Source organism: Paraburkholderia sp. GAS42, assembly GCF_050436565.1.
Lineage (GTDB): Bacteria > Pseudomonadota > Gammaproteobacteria > Burkholderiales > Burkholderiaceae > Paraburkholderia.
This window is the reverse complement of the sequence record NZ_JBNDML010000006.1, coordinates 1-17044: the sequence shown is the minus strand read 5'-3', so window position 1 is coordinate 17044 and position 17044 is coordinate 1. Positions and strand designations below refer to the sequence as shown.

At 60.5% G+C, this 17044-nt stretch carries 19 protein-coding genes; 10 read left to right on the top strand and 9 right to left on the bottom strand.

Annotation, left to right across the window (positions count from 1 at the left end; all coding sequences use genetic code 11):
• Positions 1 to 48 precede the first annotated feature (48 nt).
• Positions 49 to 1059, top strand: coding sequence for an SDR family oxidoreductase (locus tag P3T16_RS11055; RefSeq protein ID WP_429342305.1), 1011 nt, complete (start codon positions 49 to 51; stop codon positions 1057 to 1059).
• Between the two features lie 35 nt (positions 1060 to 1094).
• Here P3T16_RS11055 and P3T16_RS11050 read toward each other — a convergent pair whose 3' ends face one another.
• On the bottom strand, positions 1095 to 1961 hold the full coding sequence (locus P3T16_RS11050) for an SDR family oxidoreductase (RefSeq protein WP_429342304.1): 867 nt from the start codon (positions 1959 to 1961) through the stop codon (positions 1095 to 1097).
• A gap of 409 nt (positions 1962 to 2370) precedes the next feature.
• Here P3T16_RS11050 and P3T16_RS11045 point away from each other — a divergent pair, with 409 nt between their 5' ends.
• Positions 2371 to 3669 (top strand): TAXI family TRAP transporter solute-binding subunit, encoded by a 1299-nt coding sequence (locus P3T16_RS11045; RefSeq protein WP_429342303.1) that lies wholly within the window; start codon positions 2371 to 2373, stop codon positions 3667 to 3669.
• A 33-nt stretch (positions 3670 to 3702) separates the two neighbouring features.
• On the opposite strand, the gene P3T16_RS11040 is transcribed toward P3T16_RS11045, so the two are convergent.
• Positions 3703 to 4659 (bottom strand): GlxA family transcriptional regulator, encoded by a 957-nt coding sequence (locus tag P3T16_RS11040; RefSeq protein WP_429342302.1) that lies wholly within the window; start codon positions 4657 to 4659, stop codon positions 3703 to 3705.
• 229 nt (positions 4660 to 4888) lie between these two features.
• Between P3T16_RS11040 and P3T16_RS11035 the strand changes: the two genes are divergently transcribed.
• A complete protein-coding gene (locus tag P3T16_RS11035) occupies positions 4889 to 5578 on the top strand; it encodes an HD domain-containing protein (protein ID WP_429342301.1) in 690 nt (229 codons plus the stop codon).
• A gap of 167 nt (positions 5579 to 5745) precedes the next feature.
• Positions 5746 to 6354 carry a transposase gene (locus tag P3T16_RS11030; protein WP_429342300.1) on the top strand — a complete coding sequence of 203 codons (609 nt, stop codon included), beginning with the start codon at positions 5746 to 5748 and terminating at the stop codon, positions 6352 to 6354.
• 95 nt (positions 6355 to 6449) lie between these two features.
• Here the strand turns inward: P3T16_RS11030 and P3T16_RS11025 are convergent, their stop codons facing one another.
• Positions 6450 to 6824 carry a nucleoside 2-deoxyribosyltransferase gene (locus P3T16_RS11025; protein ID WP_429342299.1) on the bottom strand — a complete coding sequence of 125 codons (375 nt, stop codon included), beginning with the start codon at positions 6822 to 6824 and terminating at the stop codon, positions 6450 to 6452.
• A 251-nt stretch (positions 6825 to 7075) separates the two neighbouring features.
• Entirely contained in the window at positions 7076 to 7444 is a 369-nt protein-coding gene (locus P3T16_RS11020; protein WP_429259849.1) for a septal ring lytic transglycosylase RlpA family protein, read from the bottom strand.
• A gap of 259 nt (positions 7445 to 7703) precedes the next feature.
• Here P3T16_RS11020 and P3T16_RS11015 point away from each other — a divergent pair, with 259 nt between their 5' ends.
• The 4 genes from P3T16_RS11015 to P3T16_RS11000 all read left to right on the top strand — a co-directional run bounded on the left by P3T16_RS11015 (position 7704) and on the right by P3T16_RS11000 (position 11487).
• Positions 7704 to 8972 carry a carboxyl transferase domain-containing protein gene (locus tag P3T16_RS11015; RefSeq protein ID WP_429342298.1) on the top strand — a complete coding sequence of 423 codons (1269 nt, stop codon included), beginning with the start codon at positions 7704 to 7706 and terminating at the stop codon, positions 8970 to 8972.
• A 12-nt stretch (positions 8973 to 8984) separates the two neighbouring features.
• Complete coding sequence (locus P3T16_RS11010; protein ID WP_429342297.1) at positions 8985 to 10019, top strand: alcohol dehydrogenase catalytic domain-containing protein; 1035 nt, start codon at positions 8985 to 8987, stop codon at positions 10017 to 10019.
• 366 nt (positions 10020 to 10385) lie between these two features.
• Positions 10386 to 10772, top strand: a complete 387-nt coding sequence (locus tag P3T16_RS11005; protein WP_429342296.1) for a response regulator transcription factor — start codon at positions 10386 to 10388, stop codon at positions 10770 to 10772.
• Between the two features lie 154 nt (positions 10773 to 10926).
• Positions 10927 to 11487: a YSC84-related protein gene (locus P3T16_RS11000; RefSeq protein WP_429342295.1), complete on the top strand. Its 561-nt coding sequence runs from the start codon at positions 10927 to 10929 to the stop codon at positions 11485 to 11487.
• A gap of 368 nt (positions 11488 to 11855) precedes the next feature.
• On the opposite strand, the gene P3T16_RS10995 is transcribed toward P3T16_RS11000, so the two are convergent.
• From P3T16_RS10995 to P3T16_RS10980, 4 genes are all read right to left on the bottom strand, one after another.
• Positions 11856 to 12089 carry a hypothetical protein gene (locus P3T16_RS10995; protein ID WP_429342294.1) on the bottom strand — a complete coding sequence of 78 codons (234 nt, stop codon included), beginning with the start codon at positions 12087 to 12089 and terminating at the stop codon, positions 11856 to 11858.
• 701 nt (positions 12090 to 12790) lie between these two features.
• Complete coding sequence (locus P3T16_RS10990; protein WP_429342293.1) at positions 12791 to 13648, bottom strand: enoyl-CoA hydratase/isomerase family protein; 858 nt, start codon at positions 13646 to 13648, stop codon at positions 12791 to 12793.
• 175 nt (positions 13649 to 13823) lie between these two features.
• Positions 13824 to 14270, bottom strand: coding sequence for an OsmC family protein (locus tag P3T16_RS10985; protein WP_429342292.1), 447 nt, complete (start codon positions 14268 to 14270; stop codon positions 13824 to 13826).
• Between the two features lie 74 nt (positions 14271 to 14344).
• Positions 14345 to 14791 carry an Ohr family peroxiredoxin gene (locus P3T16_RS10980; RefSeq protein ID WP_429342291.1) on the bottom strand — a complete coding sequence of 149 codons (447 nt, stop codon included), beginning with the start codon at positions 14789 to 14791 and terminating at the stop codon, positions 14345 to 14347.
• A gap of 486 nt (positions 14792 to 15277) precedes the next feature.
• On the opposite strand from P3T16_RS10980, the gene P3T16_RS10975 reads away from it, so the two are divergent.
• Together P3T16_RS10975 and P3T16_RS10970 are read left to right on the top strand one after the other, a co-directional pair.
• Positions 15278 to 15730, top strand: coding sequence for a hypothetical protein (locus P3T16_RS10975; RefSeq protein ID WP_429342531.1), 453 nt, complete (start codon positions 15278 to 15280; stop codon positions 15728 to 15730).
• The gene (locus P3T16_RS10970) at positions 15693 to 15917 is read left to right on the top strand and encodes an isochorismatase family protein (RefSeq protein WP_429342290.1); all 225 of its coding nucleotides are present in this window, start codon (positions 15693 to 15695) and stop codon (positions 15915 to 15917) included. Before P3T16_RS10975 ends, P3T16_RS10970 begins: the two co-directional genes overlap by 38 nt.
• A 612-nt stretch (positions 15918 to 16529) precedes the next feature.
• On the opposite strand, the gene P3T16_RS10965 is transcribed toward P3T16_RS10970, so the two are convergent.
• The gene (locus P3T16_RS10965; protein WP_429342289.1) at positions 16530 to 16991 is read right to left on the bottom strand and encodes a MarR family winged helix-turn-helix transcriptional regulator; all 462 of its coding nucleotides are present in this window, start codon (positions 16989 to 16991) and stop codon (positions 16530 to 16532) included.
• Between the last annotated feature and the right edge of the window lie 53 nt (positions 16992 to 17044).

The following is a 17044-nucleotide window of genomic DNA, read 5'->3' as shown; positions in this document are numbered from 1 at the left end:
AAGCGATCCATCCACGACCCAGGTCCGGCTGTGGCGGGCAGGCCAGCCGTGATTGTCATCACGGGCGCTTCATCCGGGATCGGGCGCTCCGCCGCCGGCCTGTTCGCGCAACATGGCTGGCGGGTAGGCCTGATCGCGCGCGGTCACGCTGGATTACAGGCAGCATTCGACGATGTCGAACGTCATGGCAGCATGGCCGCGATGGCGCAGGCTGATGTCACCGACCTGGATGCACTGGAAGCCGCAGCTGCACACATTGAAGAGGCGCTCGGACCGATCGACGCGTGGGTGAACTGCGCGGGCAACGGCACCTACGGACGCTTTCTGGATACGCCCGCAGACGAGTTCCGGCGTGTCACCGACGTGACCTACCTCGGTACGGTGAACGGCACGCGTGTCGCGTTGCGACGCATGGTGCCGCGCGATCACGGCTCAATTGTCAACGTGTGCTCGGCGGTCGCATTTCACGGCATGCCACTGCTGTCCTCCTATTCCGGAGCAAAGCACGCCGTGCGCGGCTTCGGCCAGTCGATTCGTGCAGAGTTGTCCCAGGACGGTAGTCGTGTGCGGCTGACCACGATTTTCCCTCCAGCAGTGAACACGCCGTTCTTTGACCACGCCATATCGCATATGGGACAAGTGGGGCGGCCGATGTCACCGGTCTACCAGCCCGAAATCATGGCTGAGGCAATCCGTCTCGCGGTGATCTCTGGCCGCGCCGAGATGCCGGTGACCTTCACCACAATACTGTTCTCAAGTAGCGTCCGGTTCGTTCCGGGCCTCGTGAACCGGGCGATCTGCAAGCTGGGCTACGAAGGCCAGCTTACCAGTCAGGCGGCGTCGCTGGAGCGACACAACCCCACCTTGTTCGCCGCCTCTGACCACGCTTCTCCAGTGCGGGGCGCCTATGACGCACAGGCCCGACGCAGCAGCATCCACGTTCGTATCCTGCGCATGCTCATCCGGTCGAAAGGGGAAAAGCGCCAGGAATTGCCTGCTACATCGGCGGCTGCGCCGACCCTCCCCGTGGAAGATGCTTCCGTTCAGAGGACGTCGTGACCTGAGCGCTGGCGGACGTGTCCACTACAACTGCATTAGTCCCCCAGCCGCGCAGGGGCGGTCTGTGCCACCAACGCGAGCGTGGCCGCGTCGACCTTCGCCACAAGCACAGGATCGAGCGCACGCGCGTTCGGGCGGACGGCGGCGCGGTCTTTAGCATAGGCGCCTGTAGTCGTCGCCCACGCCGGCGACAATGCCACGTGTAGCGGTGTATCCGCGCCTTGCTCTTCGGTCCGCAGGAACGGGGCCATGAGTCGCCACGCGACTCCAATCGCCCCTTTTTCCCGAATGAGACCGGTCGCAACGGTGCCCGGATGTACAACGTTGGCGACAACGCCGGTACCGCGCAGACGCTCCGCTCGCGCAAACGTCGACATCATCATCGCGAGCTTCGATTGTCCGTAGGCTCGCACCATGCCCCAGTGCTGGCGAAGTTCCAGATCTTCGGAATCGATCCGGGCGTGGTCTGAGGTCGATGAGCCCACGTTCACGATCCGCGACGGGCTGCCTGCCCGCAACGCACCCTCAAGAGCGCCAGTGAGGACGAACGGAGCGAGATGGTTCACCGCCAATACCATTTCGAGACCCTCCGCCGTCAACTGCCGCCGGGCCGTGAAAATGCCCGCATTGTTGACGAGAAGCGAAAGCCGCGGATGGGTCGCGACGATCTCCTGGCCGAGGTCTCGTGTTGCGTACAGCGAACTCAGGTCGACCAGCCTCAGTTCGGTGCTGGAAGCAGGCGCATGCTGGGCAATCCACGCGGCGGTGGCTTCTCCTCGTGCTGCGTCCCGGCACACCAGAACCACGTGGTGACCAGCGCGCGCAAGTCCGAGCGCGATCCAGCGCCCGATCCCCCCTGATGCGCCCGTGACAACGGACACCTTTCGCTCTGACCGATCCATTCGACCCCATCCTTACTGATTGACCATGCTGGCCGGGGAACGCCTTCGCATTCGACTTCATTGAACCCGGGCCTGCCAACGCTCGACACGAGGCTTACCCAACTTTAGCAGGTGCGCAATAAGGCAATCGTTTATCGCAGGGTCTGGAATGCGAAAGAATCGATCGACAATGGCGAGCCCGAATCCGCGTATAGACAAGGTGCGCAGGCGGCTGCATCATCAAGCCTGGTATTCGACACTATCAGCGGGCCGGCAAGCCAGACGGTTCAGGTGACGAACTCCGCGGCGTCACCGGCGCTTCCACACAAACGCGTGGCCCCAGTCCACCCCGCGCTGGAGCGCCCCTGACGGGAGAGACCGAACAATGGCGAGGCACAACCCAGCGCTTTATCGCAGCCGGAAACCCCCGATGACACCGGGGCGCAGGCGGCTTCTCATCATCTGCGTGATATTGCTGCTGGCCGCATCAGGCTGGGGGCTGGCGACGGTACTCAAGCCCGCCATCCAGCGTACGATCGTCATCACAACGGGAGCGGACAAGGGTATCTATCGCGGCTTCGCGGATCGCTATGCCCCCGTCCTGAAACGCGAAGGCATCACGCTCGATATCCGCAGTTCTTCCGGATCGATCGAAAACTATCAGCGCCTGAAGGATGCTGACAGCGAATACGAAGTCGGCTTTATCCAGTCAGGCACCACCAGCCCGAAAGAAACAGACAATCTGCAGACGATCGCTGCGGTCTCGTACGAACCGATATGGGTGTTCTATCGTGGCGACGCCACCATTGACCGCCTGGCCCAGCTGCGCGGAAAAAGAATTTCCATCGGCGTGCCCGGCAGCGGCCTGCTCAACGTCGCGTCAGTGCTGCTCGCCTATAGCGGCATCACCCGCGACAATACCGCGCTGCTTGAAATGGATGCAGGCAAGGCGTATGAAGGCCTCGAAAATGGCCAGCTGGATGCTGCATTCTTTATCGGCAGGCCCGATGCATCGATGCAGAAAACGCTGCTGAACAGCAATTTGAGGCTGATGAGTTTTGCCCAGGCCGACGCCCTGGTGCAAAAATTCCCGTCGCTCTCGAAAGTTATTTTCCCGCGCGGCTCGACGAGCATCGTCAACGATCTTCCGCATGCCGATGTCACCCTGGTCGCCGCTACCGCGCTGCTCGTGTCCAAAGATACCCTGCATCCTGCTCTCGCTTATCTGCTGCTGGACGCGGCCAGAACGGTCCACGGCGGCGAAGATTACTTTACGCCGCTCGGCACGTTTCCCAACCTGAATACCGAAGAATTTCCCATTTCCGACGAAAGCACGCGTTATTTCAAATCCGGTCGTCCCTTCCTGCAGCGCTATCTTCCATTCTGGCTGGCCAGCTTTGTCGAAAGGCGCCTGCTGATCCTGGTCCCCTTCGCGGCCCTCCTGCTAGGCCTGCTACAGGCGTTGCCGCGCATGGCGGAGGCGCGGATGAAAAAACGGCTCGTGGTCTGGTACCGCGAAATCAAATCGCTGGAAGATGAAATCTGGAGAAACACGCAACCGACCCGCGACCAGATTGCGCAATGGCACGATGAAATCGAGAACATCGACGCGCATGCCAGCCAGATACGGATTCCGTATCGCTATTTCCAGGACGTGTACGTCCTCAAACAGGCGATTGGCGTGGTCCGCCACCGGATTGCCCAGGTGGCTGCGAAGGTGAAGGTATAGCTGCGCATACCCTCCGCGAAATCGGCGCTACGCTCAGCGCGCCAGAAAACTCGCCCGATAGTCCGCGGGCGAAACGCCGAGCCGCCGTGCGAACACGAGACGCATCCGGTCGGCGCTGCCAAAGCCGCATTCATACGCGATCGTTTTGAGCGGCGCATCGCTGCTCTCCAGCGCTCGACGCGCGGCATCCACCCGCGCGCGCTCGACGAACTCGTGAGGCGTGATCGCAGCCGATTCCGCGAACGCGCGCGCGAAGCTTCGCGTGCTCATGCCCGCGACCCGGGCGAGCTCTTCGACCGTCAGTGGTTTCGCGATGTTTTCCATCACGTAGTTCTGCACGGTGGCGACGGGTGAGCCGTCCACGGGCGCGCTGAGATAAGGGCTGAACTGTGACTGGCCGCCGCGCCGCTGCGCGTAGACGACGAGCCGCTTTGCGACCTGAAGCGCAAGCGCTGCGCCGTGATCCTCGGCGATGAGCGCGAGCGCGAGGTCGATGCCGGCGGTCACGCCGGCTGATGTCAGCAGACGCTCATCACGGATATAGATCCGGTCGAAGTCGACATGCGAGCGCGGGAACTGCTGCGCGAGTTGCCGGGCGTTCTGCCAGTGCGTCGTAACGTTCCGGTGGTCAAGCAGACCCGCATGACCCAGCGCGAACGCGCCGGTGCAAATCGAGCCGTAGCGTTCGCATTGAGCCGCGACTTCGACCAGCCACGCGGAAAGTCTTGCGTCGGCGGGCTGTGTCGGGAGTAACGGGCCCCCAGCGACAAGCGCCGTGTGATAGCGATCGGCCGATCCGTTCCACACGCGATCGGCAAAGAGACGCGTGCCATTCGACGCCCGAACGTTCGCTTGGCCGGTGCTGACCAGTTCGAGATGGTAGAGCGCGTCGCGCGGCAAGAACGTATTGGCTTCGGCGAATACATCAGCGGGTCCTGCCACGTCGAGTGCCTGCACGTCCTGAAAAATCGCGATGGCGACGGTTCGCATCGGCGGAAGCTCCTTGGGCTTTGAATCCGGCCAGGCGGACCTGGCGGTCGGGCTGGCAGAAGATCACGTGTGACTGGCAGGGTTCGACGGATGGATCGCGTTGATCGGAAATGCGTTGGCAGCGAGACTTGATTCCACGGTTACCCGCGCCTCTCCGCCGCATTCTAGCAACTCACATCGGTGGGCCGGGTCGAGAACGACCGGACCTGTCAATCAACGGAGAATCACGATGAGCAACGCAATTGCCGGAATCAGGATCCCCGACAGCAAGATGGCCCGCGACGCGACCCAACTGGTTCGCGACACGGAACCCGACCTGCTTTTCAATCACTCGACGCGCGTCTTTCTGTTCGGCGCGTTGACCGGCGAACGCAAAAATCTGAAGTACGACGCCGAACTGCTGTACATCGGCGCGATGTTCCATGACATGGGGCTCGTGCCCCGGTACAGCAGCAAGACTGAACGCTTCGAGGTGGATGGTGCGAACGCCGCGCGTGATTTTCTGAATCAATACGGCATTCCGGAACACGAAGTCGATCAGGTGTGGGACTCGATTGCACTTCATACGACGCCTGGTATCCCGCAGCACAAGAAACCTGTTGTCGCGCTGGTTACAGCAGGCGTGGAGATGGACGTGCTCGGTCTCGCTTACGACGCGTTTTCTGATGAGCAGCGCAAGCAGGTCGTGGCCGCGCATCCGCGCGAGACGAACTTCAAGGAAGGCATCATCGATGCCTTCGCGCAAGGGACGCGGCACAAACCGGAGACGACCTTCGGGAACGTCAAGGCGGATGTGCTGGCGTTGAAGGAGCCCGGTTATAAACGGGTGAATTTCTGCAGCCTGATCCTCGGATCATCATGGGTCGACGATGGACGGCAATGCCTGCATTGCGACGATCCTTCGCACGGGCATAAGTGATTGTGTGCTGTCGCGTCGCAGCGTCCAGACGCGTTGCGACGTCGATGGGCTTTGTCCGGATGGGGGGCTTGCGAAGAGGCTGCGAGTTGTGTAGAAGCGCAACATCAAAAAGCCAGTGCAGATAATGCCATACAAAGAGAGACAACCAGAGCCTGAGAAAGCGCGGCATGATCAGCCTGTATGTTCCCGATGGCGACCTGAAGACGCGGTCTATTAACGCAACAGTCCGTACACCGGGCGTGTCGGGGCGCGAGCCGACCTACACCACGGCGTACATCGAGCTGATCTATACGTTCTACCGGTTGTTCGGCTGGGGCATGCGGCAGATTACCGGCTACATGCAGGATTACTGGACGACCTGCGGACTGGACATTGCGGTACCCAGTTCCAGTCAGTTGAGCGATCGCTTTGCCGCGCTGGAGACAAGCGTCACGCAGCGCTGCGTGCAACTGGCCAGACGGATCGCGCGTGGCGAAGCGATCAACCTCATCGTCGACAGCACGGGCCTGAGCTTTGGACGCGCCAGTGAGTGGTACGAACAGAAGTATGGCCACACAGCCACGCGCACACCATGGCGCAAGATGCATCTGCCGATTGACACGGACATGAACGTTCACGCGATCCGCATCACGACCACAGAAGTATCGGATACCGAAGCAATGGACGCTGTGCTGCCCGCAGATCTACCGGCTGGCATGACCAGATCGTCAGATACATCGCCGAAAAAGACATCTATGCGTTCCACAAAAAATACGGCTACGGGGTGCGCTCGCTGATCGAAGCGCAGATCTCGCGCATAAGCGATGCATCGGCGCCACCACGCGGAAGATCGCGTCGCAGGAAAACGAAGGCGTGGTCATCGCCAACGTCATCAACCCGTGGAACACCTTCGGCAGGCCAGTTTGCGCCAAAAATGCATCATTGCGTCCGTAGCACGGGAACTCATACCCATCCGGACAAAGCCGTCCAGGACCGTCCCTTCGTTGGTGGTGTACGCCCAAACGTCTTTATTGAGTGTCGCGCCGAATCCGATCTCAAAGGCCGTTCCGGAATCCGCTTCCTTTGGTCCGCGAAAGTCGTCGACGTTGGCCATCAGGATGACGCATGCGCGAATCGCCTCGATAATTGAACGATAAATCCATGCCGCGCGATCGTACGGTGACATACCATGCGGCACGTTCGCGTCGATTGGGTAGATTCCGTCGAAACCAAACGACGCGCACAGGTCCGGCAGGTAGCGGGCCATCTCCGGCCATTTGCCAATCGACCCAGTTGGACACTCAGACGTCCGTTCTACACAGAGAGCGGACCATTACGATAGAGCACCCGCGATCTGGCAGACCTGCGATGTGCCCGTTTGCAGCATGGCTGGGCACACGCACTGAGCGGTCTTGCGTTCGCTTCCAGTGTCCGACGCCATTACTGTTGGTGGCGAAGTCGCTGGGGTGCTTTTTTAACGACCCGGAACCACAACGCCGTTGACGCCCCGCGTGTTTTCTACCGACTGCCGTTTCCCGTCGTCAAGATTCCGCCGCCGTCCGACTCCGTCTGTGTGTTCGCCGTGCTCTCTACACGTTCAATCCGTACTTGCATCGACCGTGCGTCTGTCAAACCCAAGGTCTTCGCCGCGGCATAAGAGAGATCGATAATTCGGTGTTTGATGTATGGTCCGCGATCGTTGATACGCACGACAACCGACTTTCCTGTTGCCAACGAACTGACGCGCACATAGCTACCGAGCGGCAATGTTCGATGGGCAGCCGTTAATGCGCCGCCATCATAGCGTTCTCCGTTTGCGGTCAGATGCCCCTGGAAGGTTGCCGAATACCATGACGCCTCGCCGGATTGCAACATCTCGTGTTGCATGCGACAGGAATCAACTCTGCACGCAGCATGTTCGGACGCAATCTGCCCGCAAGCCGCGAACAAAGCACAGATTCCCAAAACTCCCAAATAGCGGAGTGATAGCACCATGGATCACATGTCAGTTAATGAGGCGCGGTTTTAACGTTCTCAAAAAGCTCAAGCAAGCCGCGTGCCCGGGTTACACAACATCTTGACAATTTTTTTAGGTCTCATGCAGTGGGTCTGTCAGTCCGACCCTAATTTCATTGCAGTGTCGCCGATGCGATTGGTACTGGCCTTGACGAAAATACGTGAAATACGTGTTCATTTGCCGGGGTCACATGACTATCATAACGGCCACCGATCTCGCCCGGTGCGCGAAGGCAGCGTCAAGCTGCTGGACAAGCTCGGCCATACCAAGATCCCAGGCTATGCCATGCTGCCGATGACACAGCTGCTCGGCGCCGTGCCGGTGGTCGGTATCGCGCTGGGCGCCTGCGCGGGCCTCGGCGCGGTGCGGGTCGGTTCGTCCCATCTTTCCATCATGATTCGTGGCAAGAGTCAGGTCTTCGCCGGCGGCCCACCGGTGGTGAAGCAGGCGCTGGGCATCGACATCGACAAGGAAGGGCTCGGCGGCTACGACCCGATGCACCGCTTCAGCGGCGCGGTGAGCCTGGCGGTCGATACCGAAGACGAAGCACTTGCGGCCACGCGGCGCTTTCTGTCGTATCTCCCGCGCAACGTGTGGGAACAGCCACCGCGGGTGGCCTGCGAGGATCCGGTCGATCGCTGCGACGAATGGCTGAACCGCGCCATTCCGGGCGACAAGCGCAAGATTTTCCAGCCGCGCAAGATCCTGAAGGCGATCTTCGACGAGGGGTCGCTCTTCGAGATATCGCCCGACTTCGGCGGCTCGACCATCACCTGCCTCGCGCGCCTGAACGGCCATGCAGTGGGCGTAATGACAAACAACCCCATGGTGATGGGCGGCGCACTGACGCGCGCCGCAGCCTTGAAGATGGCGCGCTTCGTCGACCTGTGCGACACATTCCACCTGCCCATCGTCAACCTGGCCGACCAGCCAGGCGTGATGACCGGCCCCGACGCCGAACGCGAAGGCACGCTGTCGGCCGCATTGCAGGCCGTGCATGCAATCGAACAGTCGGGCGTGTCATGGCTCGCCATCGTGCTGCGCCGCTGCGTGGGCCTCGCCGGCGCCGTGCTGAGCCCGTGGCACGGCCCCTCGGGCACTGCGCTGCCGAACCGTTATGCGTGGCCGTCGGCGCGCTGGGGCTCGATTCCGGTGGAGGGCGGCGTCGCCGCCGCCTACAAGCAGGACATCGCCGCCGCTGCCGACCCGGTCGCGCACCGGCTGGACCTCGAGGCGCACTACCACGCGATCTCGTCGCCGATGCGCACCGCCGAACGCTTCGGCGTGCTCGACATCATCGAACCTGCGACAACGCGGCCGCTGCTGTGCGCCTGGATCGAAGACGCGTACCAGGCGACGAGCCGCCGCCTGGGCCCGGTTGGCCGCACGATGCGCTGAAGGAGCATTGCGATGAAAGCCTATCAAATGTTCAACTGGCAAACCCAGCCCCGCCTGGCGGATGTTGCTCAGCCGACGGCCGGTCCGAATCAGGTGCTGGTCAAGGTGGGCGGCAACGGCTTGTGTCATTCCGATTTGCACGCGGTCGATGATCTGACCTGCTGTCCGCCGCACCTGGATATCGAGCTGCCGATTACGCTGGGTCACGAGGTGGCGGGCTGGGTAGAAGCGCTCGGTCCGGGCGTGCGCGGTCCCGACATTGGTCAGCCCTGCGCAATCACGATCGCGGGTTGCGGGCAATGCACGCTGTGCGCCCAGGGCTGGAACAACTATTGCCGCCGCCGCGGCAAACAGGTTGGCATGGGGCTGGACGGCGGCCTGTCCGAGTATGTCGTCGCACCCATCGGCGCAATCGTGCCGCTACGCTCGCTGGCGCCGTGGCAGGCGGCACCGCTGACGGACGCCGGCTTGAGTTCGTATCACGCGGTCAAGCGCGTCCTTCCTTTGCTCACACCAGGCAGCAGCGTGGTAGTGATCGGCGTCGGTGGCCTCGGTCATCTGGCAGTCGCAGCTTTGAAGGTAACTTGCGCTGTGCGTGTGATCGCCATCGACCAGAAGCCGCAGGCGCTGGAACTCGCCACCAGCATGGGCGCCGACATCGGCACGCTGGCGGACGACACGACGGCGCGGCAGATTCTCGACGCCACCTCCGGAGCCGGCGTCCAGGCCGTGCTCGATTTCGTCGGCGTGAATCCGAGCATCCAGCTAGCACGTCAGCTGATTCGCCCGCTTGGCCATATCGTCGTGGTCGGCCGCGGCGGTGGCTCGATTGACTTCAGCCCTCACGGGCTACCGTACGGTGCTTGCATCAGTTCGACGTTCGGCGGCAGCAGGCTCGAACTGATGGAACTGCTTGCCTTGGCGGAGGGCGGCAGGATTGCCTGCCACGTTGAGCGTCACCCTTTGAGTCAGGTGGACGCGGTTTTCGACAAACTGCGACGCGACGAGATTATCGGCCGTGCCGTGATCGTGCCGGATGGTCATTGACCAGGCCGAGTAGCGATCAGCTGCACGAGACCCTGAAACCAGGAAGACCATCCACGTGAACGCCACACTCGTACCGGCAAGGCCGGCGGTCAACGCCGCGGATGCTGGCCTGTCCACCTACGAAGAACAACGCGCCCAGCTCGACGAGCGTGTCCGCGTTGCGCTCTCGCGGCCACGCTCGAGCTGTTGGTTGCGGGCGAGTGTCGTGCCCTCGATCGGTGCGAAATTCGGTTTGCCGCTGTATGCTTCGCTTTCCCGGTGTCCACTCGGGACCAAGGTCCAATATCGGCAAACCTGTCTGACTCGTAGGCTGACGTATGGGGGAATACGCTTGCGCGTACATTCCCGGACACCGGACTACTCACAATGGGAAAACTCAAACCATTCGTTGTCGTGGTTGATGACGACGAATCGGTGAGCCGCGCGATCGAGAGACTGTTGCGCTCAATCGGAATCGCCGCCGAAACGTTCGCAAGCGGCGACGCGTTTCTCGATGTCCTGTCGTCCATGCCGTCGTATCGCCCTGACTGCGTGATTCTCGATGTGCAGATGCCGGGGCTGAACGGTCTGGAAGTCCAGCGACGTCTATCCGGCAGCGGCATACCTGTCGTTTTCATCACCGCCCACGACGACATCGGCGTGCGCGAGCACGCGCTCGCAGCCGGCGCGGTTGCCTACTTGCGCAAGCCGTTCAACGACGAATTGTTCGTCAAGACGGTACGCGCTGCCCTTGAAGGCAATCAGCCGCCGTAGCGCAAGCCCGTGCGCTTGCGTATTCAGGCGATATGGGACCAAAGACCAATTGTTTTAACGAGACGCAAACGCCACTATTCATGTGGCCTGCGAAGAATTTGAGGCGGAAACGCGTTTCATACCGTGGTGTCAATTTCTGAATGGAGCACGCATCATGATCAAGTACCTTCGGCTTCTTCTCGCGATTCCGGTCTTTCTGTTTGTCGTGTCCTGCTCGACGAACCCGACCGTAGCTAATGGCGGAGACCCTGAGTTAGTTGCAAAATCGCAAGCGGCACTACAACAGCTATTCGACACCACTCCGAAGGCGAAGGAACTCCAATACCAAGCGAAGGCCGTGGTCGTGTTTCCTGACCTTGTCAAGGCCGCGGTCATCCTCGGTGCGGAAGGCGGAAAAGGGGTGATGTTTGGCCCAGACGGGAAAGTCCTTGGGTACTACAGAGCGCGCGCGGTTTCGTACGGTCTGCAGGCTGGCGCCAAATCGTTCTCGCAGGCCATGTTTCTCATGACCGACGCGGCGATCACTGCGCTCACCAGCGGCGCTGGATTGTCGGTTGGTGTGGGGCCGAGCGTTGTGGTGGTGGATGCAGGGATGGCTAAGTCTATGACCACTACCACGTTGAAATCCGATGTCTATGCGTTCATTTTTGGCCAGCAGGGCTTGATGGCCGGTCTGGGCGTTCAGGGGCAGAGAATTGTGAAGTTTGACCAGTGAAGTGCGCAATATCCCCGTGCGGGGCATTGTCAAGTTGCGGGATCGGTCGCGTAAGATGGCGCAATGAAGAAATCGAAATCGCTCTTCTATGGGGTATAGAAAGTCAAGCCCTGTTGAATGGAAAAATTCTGTTATGTGAAGGAAATCTCCTGGGACTGGTTGTCTAACGGCCGGCCTGCGGGGGCGCCTGCTACGACCAGACGCAAGGCCGGCCGGTAGACAACCCTGAAAGCGCAGATGTCGGGCCGATGGCATACACCCTTGCAACTTGGCATGTCGATGTCATGTCATTCAGGTCAGAGTATCTGGCGGACTCGGCCAGTGCCGGGTCGATCTTCTATTCGTGCCGGCCAACCAGGCCGGTCACCTCATGCCGCATGCGCAAAGCGCTTCGCAATATCCAGCGCCTGGCTTGCCAGGTGCGCACGCTGCATCAGGTCGGCACTGCCCCCGTTTGACGAGAGCCACAGTTTGGTGGATTCAACGACGTGCGCTACGGAAAGCCACTCACCGGTCATCTCGCGTGTCAGCAGGTGCGAGGCGACCAGATAGGTAAGCAGTTCCGCTCGGGCACGTAAATCCAGATTCGGCGGCCGGCTCATCGTGATAGTCCATCTGACGCAGGTTGTGTCCCCGCGTCAATTGTAGAAGAGCATCAAGGGAGAACCAAGCCATGGACGTCCCGTCGACCGGAGAGCCTGAAGGGCCGACCTCCAATTCGCAGAGGCAATCCGTGACTGTGTAGCGAACCTCCAGTGATTCTGCGACAAACGCACCGTATTCGTAGCATCGGCATCAATCTAGTCGTGTGCCGCCGATCGCCGACAGGCACAAGCCGGGCCAGCCAGAGACGTCCAACCAGACCTTCACGCGGACGTTCGAACGTCCGCTCCCCGCCAAGCAACTGACTCACGCTCGCAATCATATCGATCGACATCCCTGCGTCCCCGAAGAGAGAACGGTGTCCATTCCATCTCAGTCGTCCCTGCCGTTAGGATCGTGATTTCAAAAGTTCATTGCGGAAATGCCATCGGGGGCCGCCTATTCGCGCCACATAGCGCTGAAAAGCCCTCGCCATTTATCCGTGAGAGTCACAGCTTTCCGGACAAATCCGGCGGTGGCCATCAAACGGCGGGTTTGCGCCGAGTAATCGCAGTTGCAGGACCACCGTTGGAAGCGCTGGACAAACGGCACCGCGGCATTTCAGATGGTCGAGACGCCGCCTGAGGCTCAGGGAGCGCTGGATGCAAATAGGCTGCGGCGCGCCGCGTCGGCGGGCGCCGCACCAATTGCACGAAGAGGTTCAGCCCTTTGGTGCGGCGGCGGGCGGCGGGTCCGTGTCATCGTCGCCTGCCCGCCCTAGCGTAGGCAGGTACCTTCCGAAGTTCATTTCGAAGTCGCTCGGAACTCCGTAGGCCAGACTACGGAGCTTGGCGCGGCGTGCCTGCCCACTTGGCGAGGCCAGGGCCGGGAAGAACAGGTCGATGCTCGACTGGAGTTCGGCAGCCGTCGGCGTTCCAAATCGATTAACCTGGGCTTTCGCCGCGCCGAGTGTTTCACGGTCGAATGAGGCCAGACGTCGGACAAGCGTATCGACAAAGGAATCGAGGTCGTCATCGTCCAGCGTGCGGTTCACCCAGCCATAGCGTTCGGCGACGTCGGCATCGAAGTCGTCGGCGCTGAGGATAATCTCAAGTGCCCGCGAACGGCCGACCAGGCGCGGGAGCCATTCCAGCGCTCCGCCGCCCGGGACCAGGCCGACGCCGACCTCGGGGTTGCCGAATAGGGCACTCTGCCTGCTCGCGAAGCGCATGTCGCAGGCCAGCACGAACTCGTTACCGATGCCGCGCGTGCGGCCGCGAATCTTGGCGATGCTCACGACTGGCGTGGACGAAAGGCGCAGCACGAAGTCGCGCCAAAGGCCCAGCACCTCTGGCCGTTCGGCTGCTTTGGCTACGTCAAGATGGGCGACGAAAAAATCGGGATTCGCCGACTGGAACACTACGACCTTCACGAATGGGTCCGACTCAAGGTCGGTCATTAGCGCTCCCAATTCGACGATCGTTGTGGGGACAAACATGTTGATCGGCGGGTTGCTGAACGTGATTGTCCACCGGCCCGGATAGGTGCGGTCGACGTCGAACTGCGAAGAGTCGGGCATGATGCTTCTCCTAAGTCGATTGGTAGACAAATGTTGCGTTCAGGGTGATCTCGGTCCCTGGCAGCTTGCACGTCCGCAGACGCCTTTGGCGCAGGATCAGTGGAACGACGAGCTTTGATCTTCATGATGGGAATTCCCTGAAGGATGTTCAGTGAGAGGCTCGTGCCCAAACGGATCACGCCGTGACGATGTTCGTGCCGATCTCAATGTTGCCGCGCACAGATTTCGAGTACGGGCAGATCTGATGGGCCAGGTGCGCGATTTTCTCAACGACTTCCTTTTCCACCCCCGGCACACGGATGTCGAACTGGGCGCCGAGGAACCACGCGGTTCCGGTTTGCCCAACGCTTATCTGGATGTCCACGGAATAGTCGGGCGGCAGCGTGACCTTCTTCAGCTCGGCCGCCATCCCGAACACGGTGGTGTAACAGGCCGACCAGGCACCCGCAAACAACTGCTCGGCTCTCGGGTGGGGCTCGGTGCCGACGTAATCGAGGTTCTCAACACCGGGCGCTGTCAGCTTGAGGTCAAAGACGCCAAACTCGCCGCGCTGGAGACTGGGGTCGCGATTGACCGTGGCGTGGGAGTTGCCTGCGGCGAGGACTTTTTCGATCTTTTCCATGATGGATTCCTATGTGTATGAGGATATTAAGCGTATTTAAATCTTGTGCGATGTAATCGTATGCGTGGTATCGGTCACGCCGTGACGACGTTCAGGCCGACCTCGATGTTGCCGTGCACCGCCTTCGAGTACGGGCAGAGCTGATGGGCCTGGCGCGCAAGCGCCTCGACGACTTCCTTTTCCAGACCCGGCACGCGGATGGTGAACTGGGCGCCGAGGCAATGCCCGTTCCCGACCGACCCAATGCTTACCTGGATGTCCACGGAATAGTCGGACGGCAGCGTGACCTTCTTCAGCGTGGCTGCAATCTCGAACGCGCTGATGTAACAGGCCGACCACGCGCCCGAAAACAACTGCTCGGCTCTCGGGTGCAGCTCGGTGGCGATGAACTCGCGGCTGTCACCGTCGGGCGCTGACAGCTTGAGGTCGAGGACGCCGAGCTCACCGCGCTTGACATTGGGGTCCCGATTGATCGTGGCGTGGCTGTTGCCTGAGTGGAGGACTTGCTCGATCTTGCTCATGATGGATTCCTGTGTGAATAAAGGTGTTAGCTGACGTTAACTCGTAAGCGATGTCATCGCAGGCGTTGCCTCATGAAGGAGAGACTAGCAGATGTCAATCGCAAACGATTTACTCGCATGCGTGTTTTACGTGAGGCGAACGATGGTCCCACAGCGGCCAGCATGGTGTCGCCTGTCTCGCACGCTGTCGCACGGGCCGCGCGCTGTCTCGTCCGTCACCAGAGTGTAGGTCAATTCTGGCGGTACGCCGGGGTCGATTGACGCGCCTACCCGGCACGCCGCGCAGCCCGCTGGACGGCGGCGTTAAGAACTGTAAACTTCCAGGGGAGTCGTCAGGAAAACCGCGCTGCACTTGCATGTATGAATGTCATTCTTCGCTCATCATATGCGATGCGTGAGACGTCACGAATTGTCCGACAAGGCAATCCGGCGCCGAGTGTGGAATGCGATGCTTTCATTCGCTCACTTATTTGTTGGGGTACTGAAATGTCCAACCTTGCATACGACGCGGACCGCACCGGACTGTTGTTGGTCGACCCCTACAACGACTTTCTCTCGGACCGCGGCAAGCTCTTTCCGATGCTTCGCGACATCGCCGCAGAAGTCCGGTTGCTCGACAATCTCCGCGCCGCGGTCGATATCGCGCGAAAGCGGATATTCAGGTTCTCTATGTCCCGCATCGCCGCTGGCAGGCCGGCGATTACGACAACTGGGATCATCCGAATCCAGCTCAACGCCTTGTGCAGCAGCGCCACACGTTCGCCAAGGGTACGTGGGGCGGAGAATGGCATCCTGACTTTGTGCCGCAGGAAGGCGACATCATCGTTCATGAGCACTGGGGCCAAAGCGGCTTTGCAAACCCGACCTCGACTTTCAGCTCAAACAGCAAGGCATTACGCACGTGATCGCCGTCGGCCTGCTGGCGAATACATGTATTGAGTCCACGAGCCGCTTCGCAATGGAACTGGGTTATCACGTCACGCTCGTACGAGACGCTACAGCCGCTTTCACCAAGGAAATGATGCGCGCCGCACACGAGCTGAACGGCCCCACGTTCGCCCATGAAATCCTGACGGCGGCACAGTTGATTGCTGCACTTCCCGTCCGATCACAACGAACACCATGAAACTCACCGGTAATCTATTAAATGGTACGTAGGAACTCGCTGCAACGGCGGGCAGCATGAAGGCGCTTAAACCAGCGGCGAATGCTGAGATTGAACCAACGTTTGCATTTGGTGGAATTGACGACGTTGATCGCGCAGCACAACTCGCCAACGATGCGTTCGATAGCTACAGCCACACGAGCCTTCCGGACGGGCCGAGTTCCTTGAGCGCATCGCCGACGGTTTCGAATCATCACGCTGGAACTCGCCCAACGCGCGGCACTCGAAACCCCTTGCCGGTCGCTCAACTCGAAGGAGAAGCAGCGAAGTCCGCGCTCCAGTTTCGTCAGTTCTCAACAGTCATCCGTCAAGGGCGCTTCCGCCAGGCAACGATCGATCGCGTTCAGCCGGAACGTCAACCGCGTGCACGAATGGACCATCGGATGCAGAAAATCGCACTCGGTCCGGTCGCGATCGGGTGAACCGGAACAAGAGTCCAACCTAGACGCGACTAGCCGTCAATACGCATGCGAACAGAGGAATGCTCGCCCGATGAAATGGTCCTGCGTGAAGCGCCAACGGGTCCGTTGAATGTACGTAAACGGACGCCCCTGTAATACGACCGTTACGCGCTCATTCGCCGTTTTGGACTGACTTGATAAGATTGTTCCGCAGCGCCGCGATCGCCTTCTGCACTTTAGCAAACTCGTCTGGCGCGAGGCCAGTTGCCTCGCTGAGATCCATCTTCAGGGCCTTTTCGCGCAGCCGTCGACCGTTTTTCGTGAGCCCGATCCGCACCTGACGTTCGTCTTCGGGATCGCGCTGCCTCTCCAGATAACCCATCACCTCGAGCTTCTTCAGCATCGGCGTGAGCGTGTTGGATTCGAGAAACAGCTTCTCGCCCAGACCGCTGACGGTCTGGTGGTCTTCTTCCCACAGCGCAATGATGGTGATGTATTGCGTATAAGTGAGCCCAAGCTCTTCGAGGATCGGCTTGTATGCCCTACCGAACGCCAGGTTCGCGGAGTAGATCGCAAAGCACAGATAGTCTGACAGCGGCATGGCCGCAGCGGGCGCCTGGTTCGTAGTTTTCATCTGTATCCTCTTTGGCTAAAGCCTCATGTTCCGCAAGACATGTGAAGTGTGAT

What these genes read in the sequence shown, in the direction of transcription:
- P3T16_RS11050 (WP_429342304.1), bottom strand. Translation starts at nt 1,961, where the DNA reads ATGGATCGGTCAGAGCGAAAGGTGTCCGTTGTCACGGGCGCATCAGGG.
- P3T16_RS11045 (WP_429342303.1), top strand. Translation starts at nt 2,371, where the DNA reads ATGACACCGGGGCGCAGGCGGCTTCTCATCATCTGCGTGATATTGCTG.
- P3T16_RS11040 (WP_429342302.1), bottom strand. Translation starts at nt 4,659, where the DNA reads ATGCGAACCGTCGCCATCGCGATTTTTCAGGACGTGCAGGCACTCGAC.
- P3T16_RS11035 (WP_429342301.1), top strand. Translation starts at nt 4,889, where the DNA reads ATGAGCAACGCAATTGCCGGAATCAGGATCCCCGACAGCAAGATGGCC.
- P3T16_RS11030 (WP_429342300.1), top strand. Translation starts at nt 5,746, where the DNA reads ATGATCAGCCTGTATGTTCCCGATGGCGACCTGAAGACGCGGTCTATT.
- P3T16_RS11025 (WP_429342299.1), bottom strand. Translation starts at nt 6,824, where the DNA reads ATGGCCCGCTACCTGCCGGACCTGTGCGCGTCGTTTGGTTTCGACGGA.
- P3T16_RS11020 (WP_429259849.1), bottom strand. Translation starts at nt 7,444, where the DNA reads ATGCAACACGAGATGTTGCAATCCGGCGAGGCGTCATGGTATTCGGCA.
- P3T16_RS11015 (WP_429342298.1), top strand. Translation starts at nt 7,704, where the DNA reads ATGCGATTGGTACTGGCCTTGACGAAAATACGTGAAATACGTGTTCAT.
- P3T16_RS11010 (WP_429342297.1), top strand. Translation starts at nt 8,985, where the DNA reads ATGAAAGCCTATCAAATGTTCAACTGGCAAACCCAGCCCCGCCTGGCG.
- P3T16_RS11005 (WP_429342296.1), top strand. Translation starts at nt 10,386, where the DNA reads ATGGGAAAACTCAAACCATTCGTTGTCGTGGTTGATGACGACGAATCG.
- P3T16_RS11000 (WP_429342295.1), top strand. Translation starts at nt 10,927, where the DNA reads ATGATCAAGTACCTTCGGCTTCTTCTCGCGATTCCGGTCTTTCTGTTT.
- P3T16_RS10995 (WP_429342294.1), bottom strand. Translation starts at nt 12,089, where the DNA reads ATGAGCCGGCCGCCGAATCTGGATTTACGTGCCCGAGCGGAACTGCTT.
- P3T16_RS10990 (WP_429342293.1), bottom strand. Translation starts at nt 13,648, where the DNA reads ATGCCCGACTCTTCGCAGTTCGACGTCGACCGCACCTATCCGGGCCGG.
- P3T16_RS10985 (WP_429342292.1), bottom strand. Translation starts at nt 14,270, where the DNA reads ATGGAAAAGATCGAAAAAGTCCTCGCCGCAGGCAACTCCCACGCCACG.
- P3T16_RS10980 (WP_429342291.1), bottom strand. Translation starts at nt 14,791, where the DNA reads ATGAGCAAGATCGAGCAAGTCCTCCACTCAGGCAACAGCCACGCCACG.
- P3T16_RS10975 (WP_429342531.1), top strand. Translation starts at nt 15,278, where the DNA reads ATGTCCAACCTTGCATACGACGCGGACCGCACCGGACTGTTGTTGGTC.
- P3T16_RS10965 (WP_429342289.1), bottom strand. Translation starts at nt 16,991, where the DNA reads ATGAAAACTACGAACCAGGCGCCCGCTGCGGCCATGCCGCTGTCAGAC.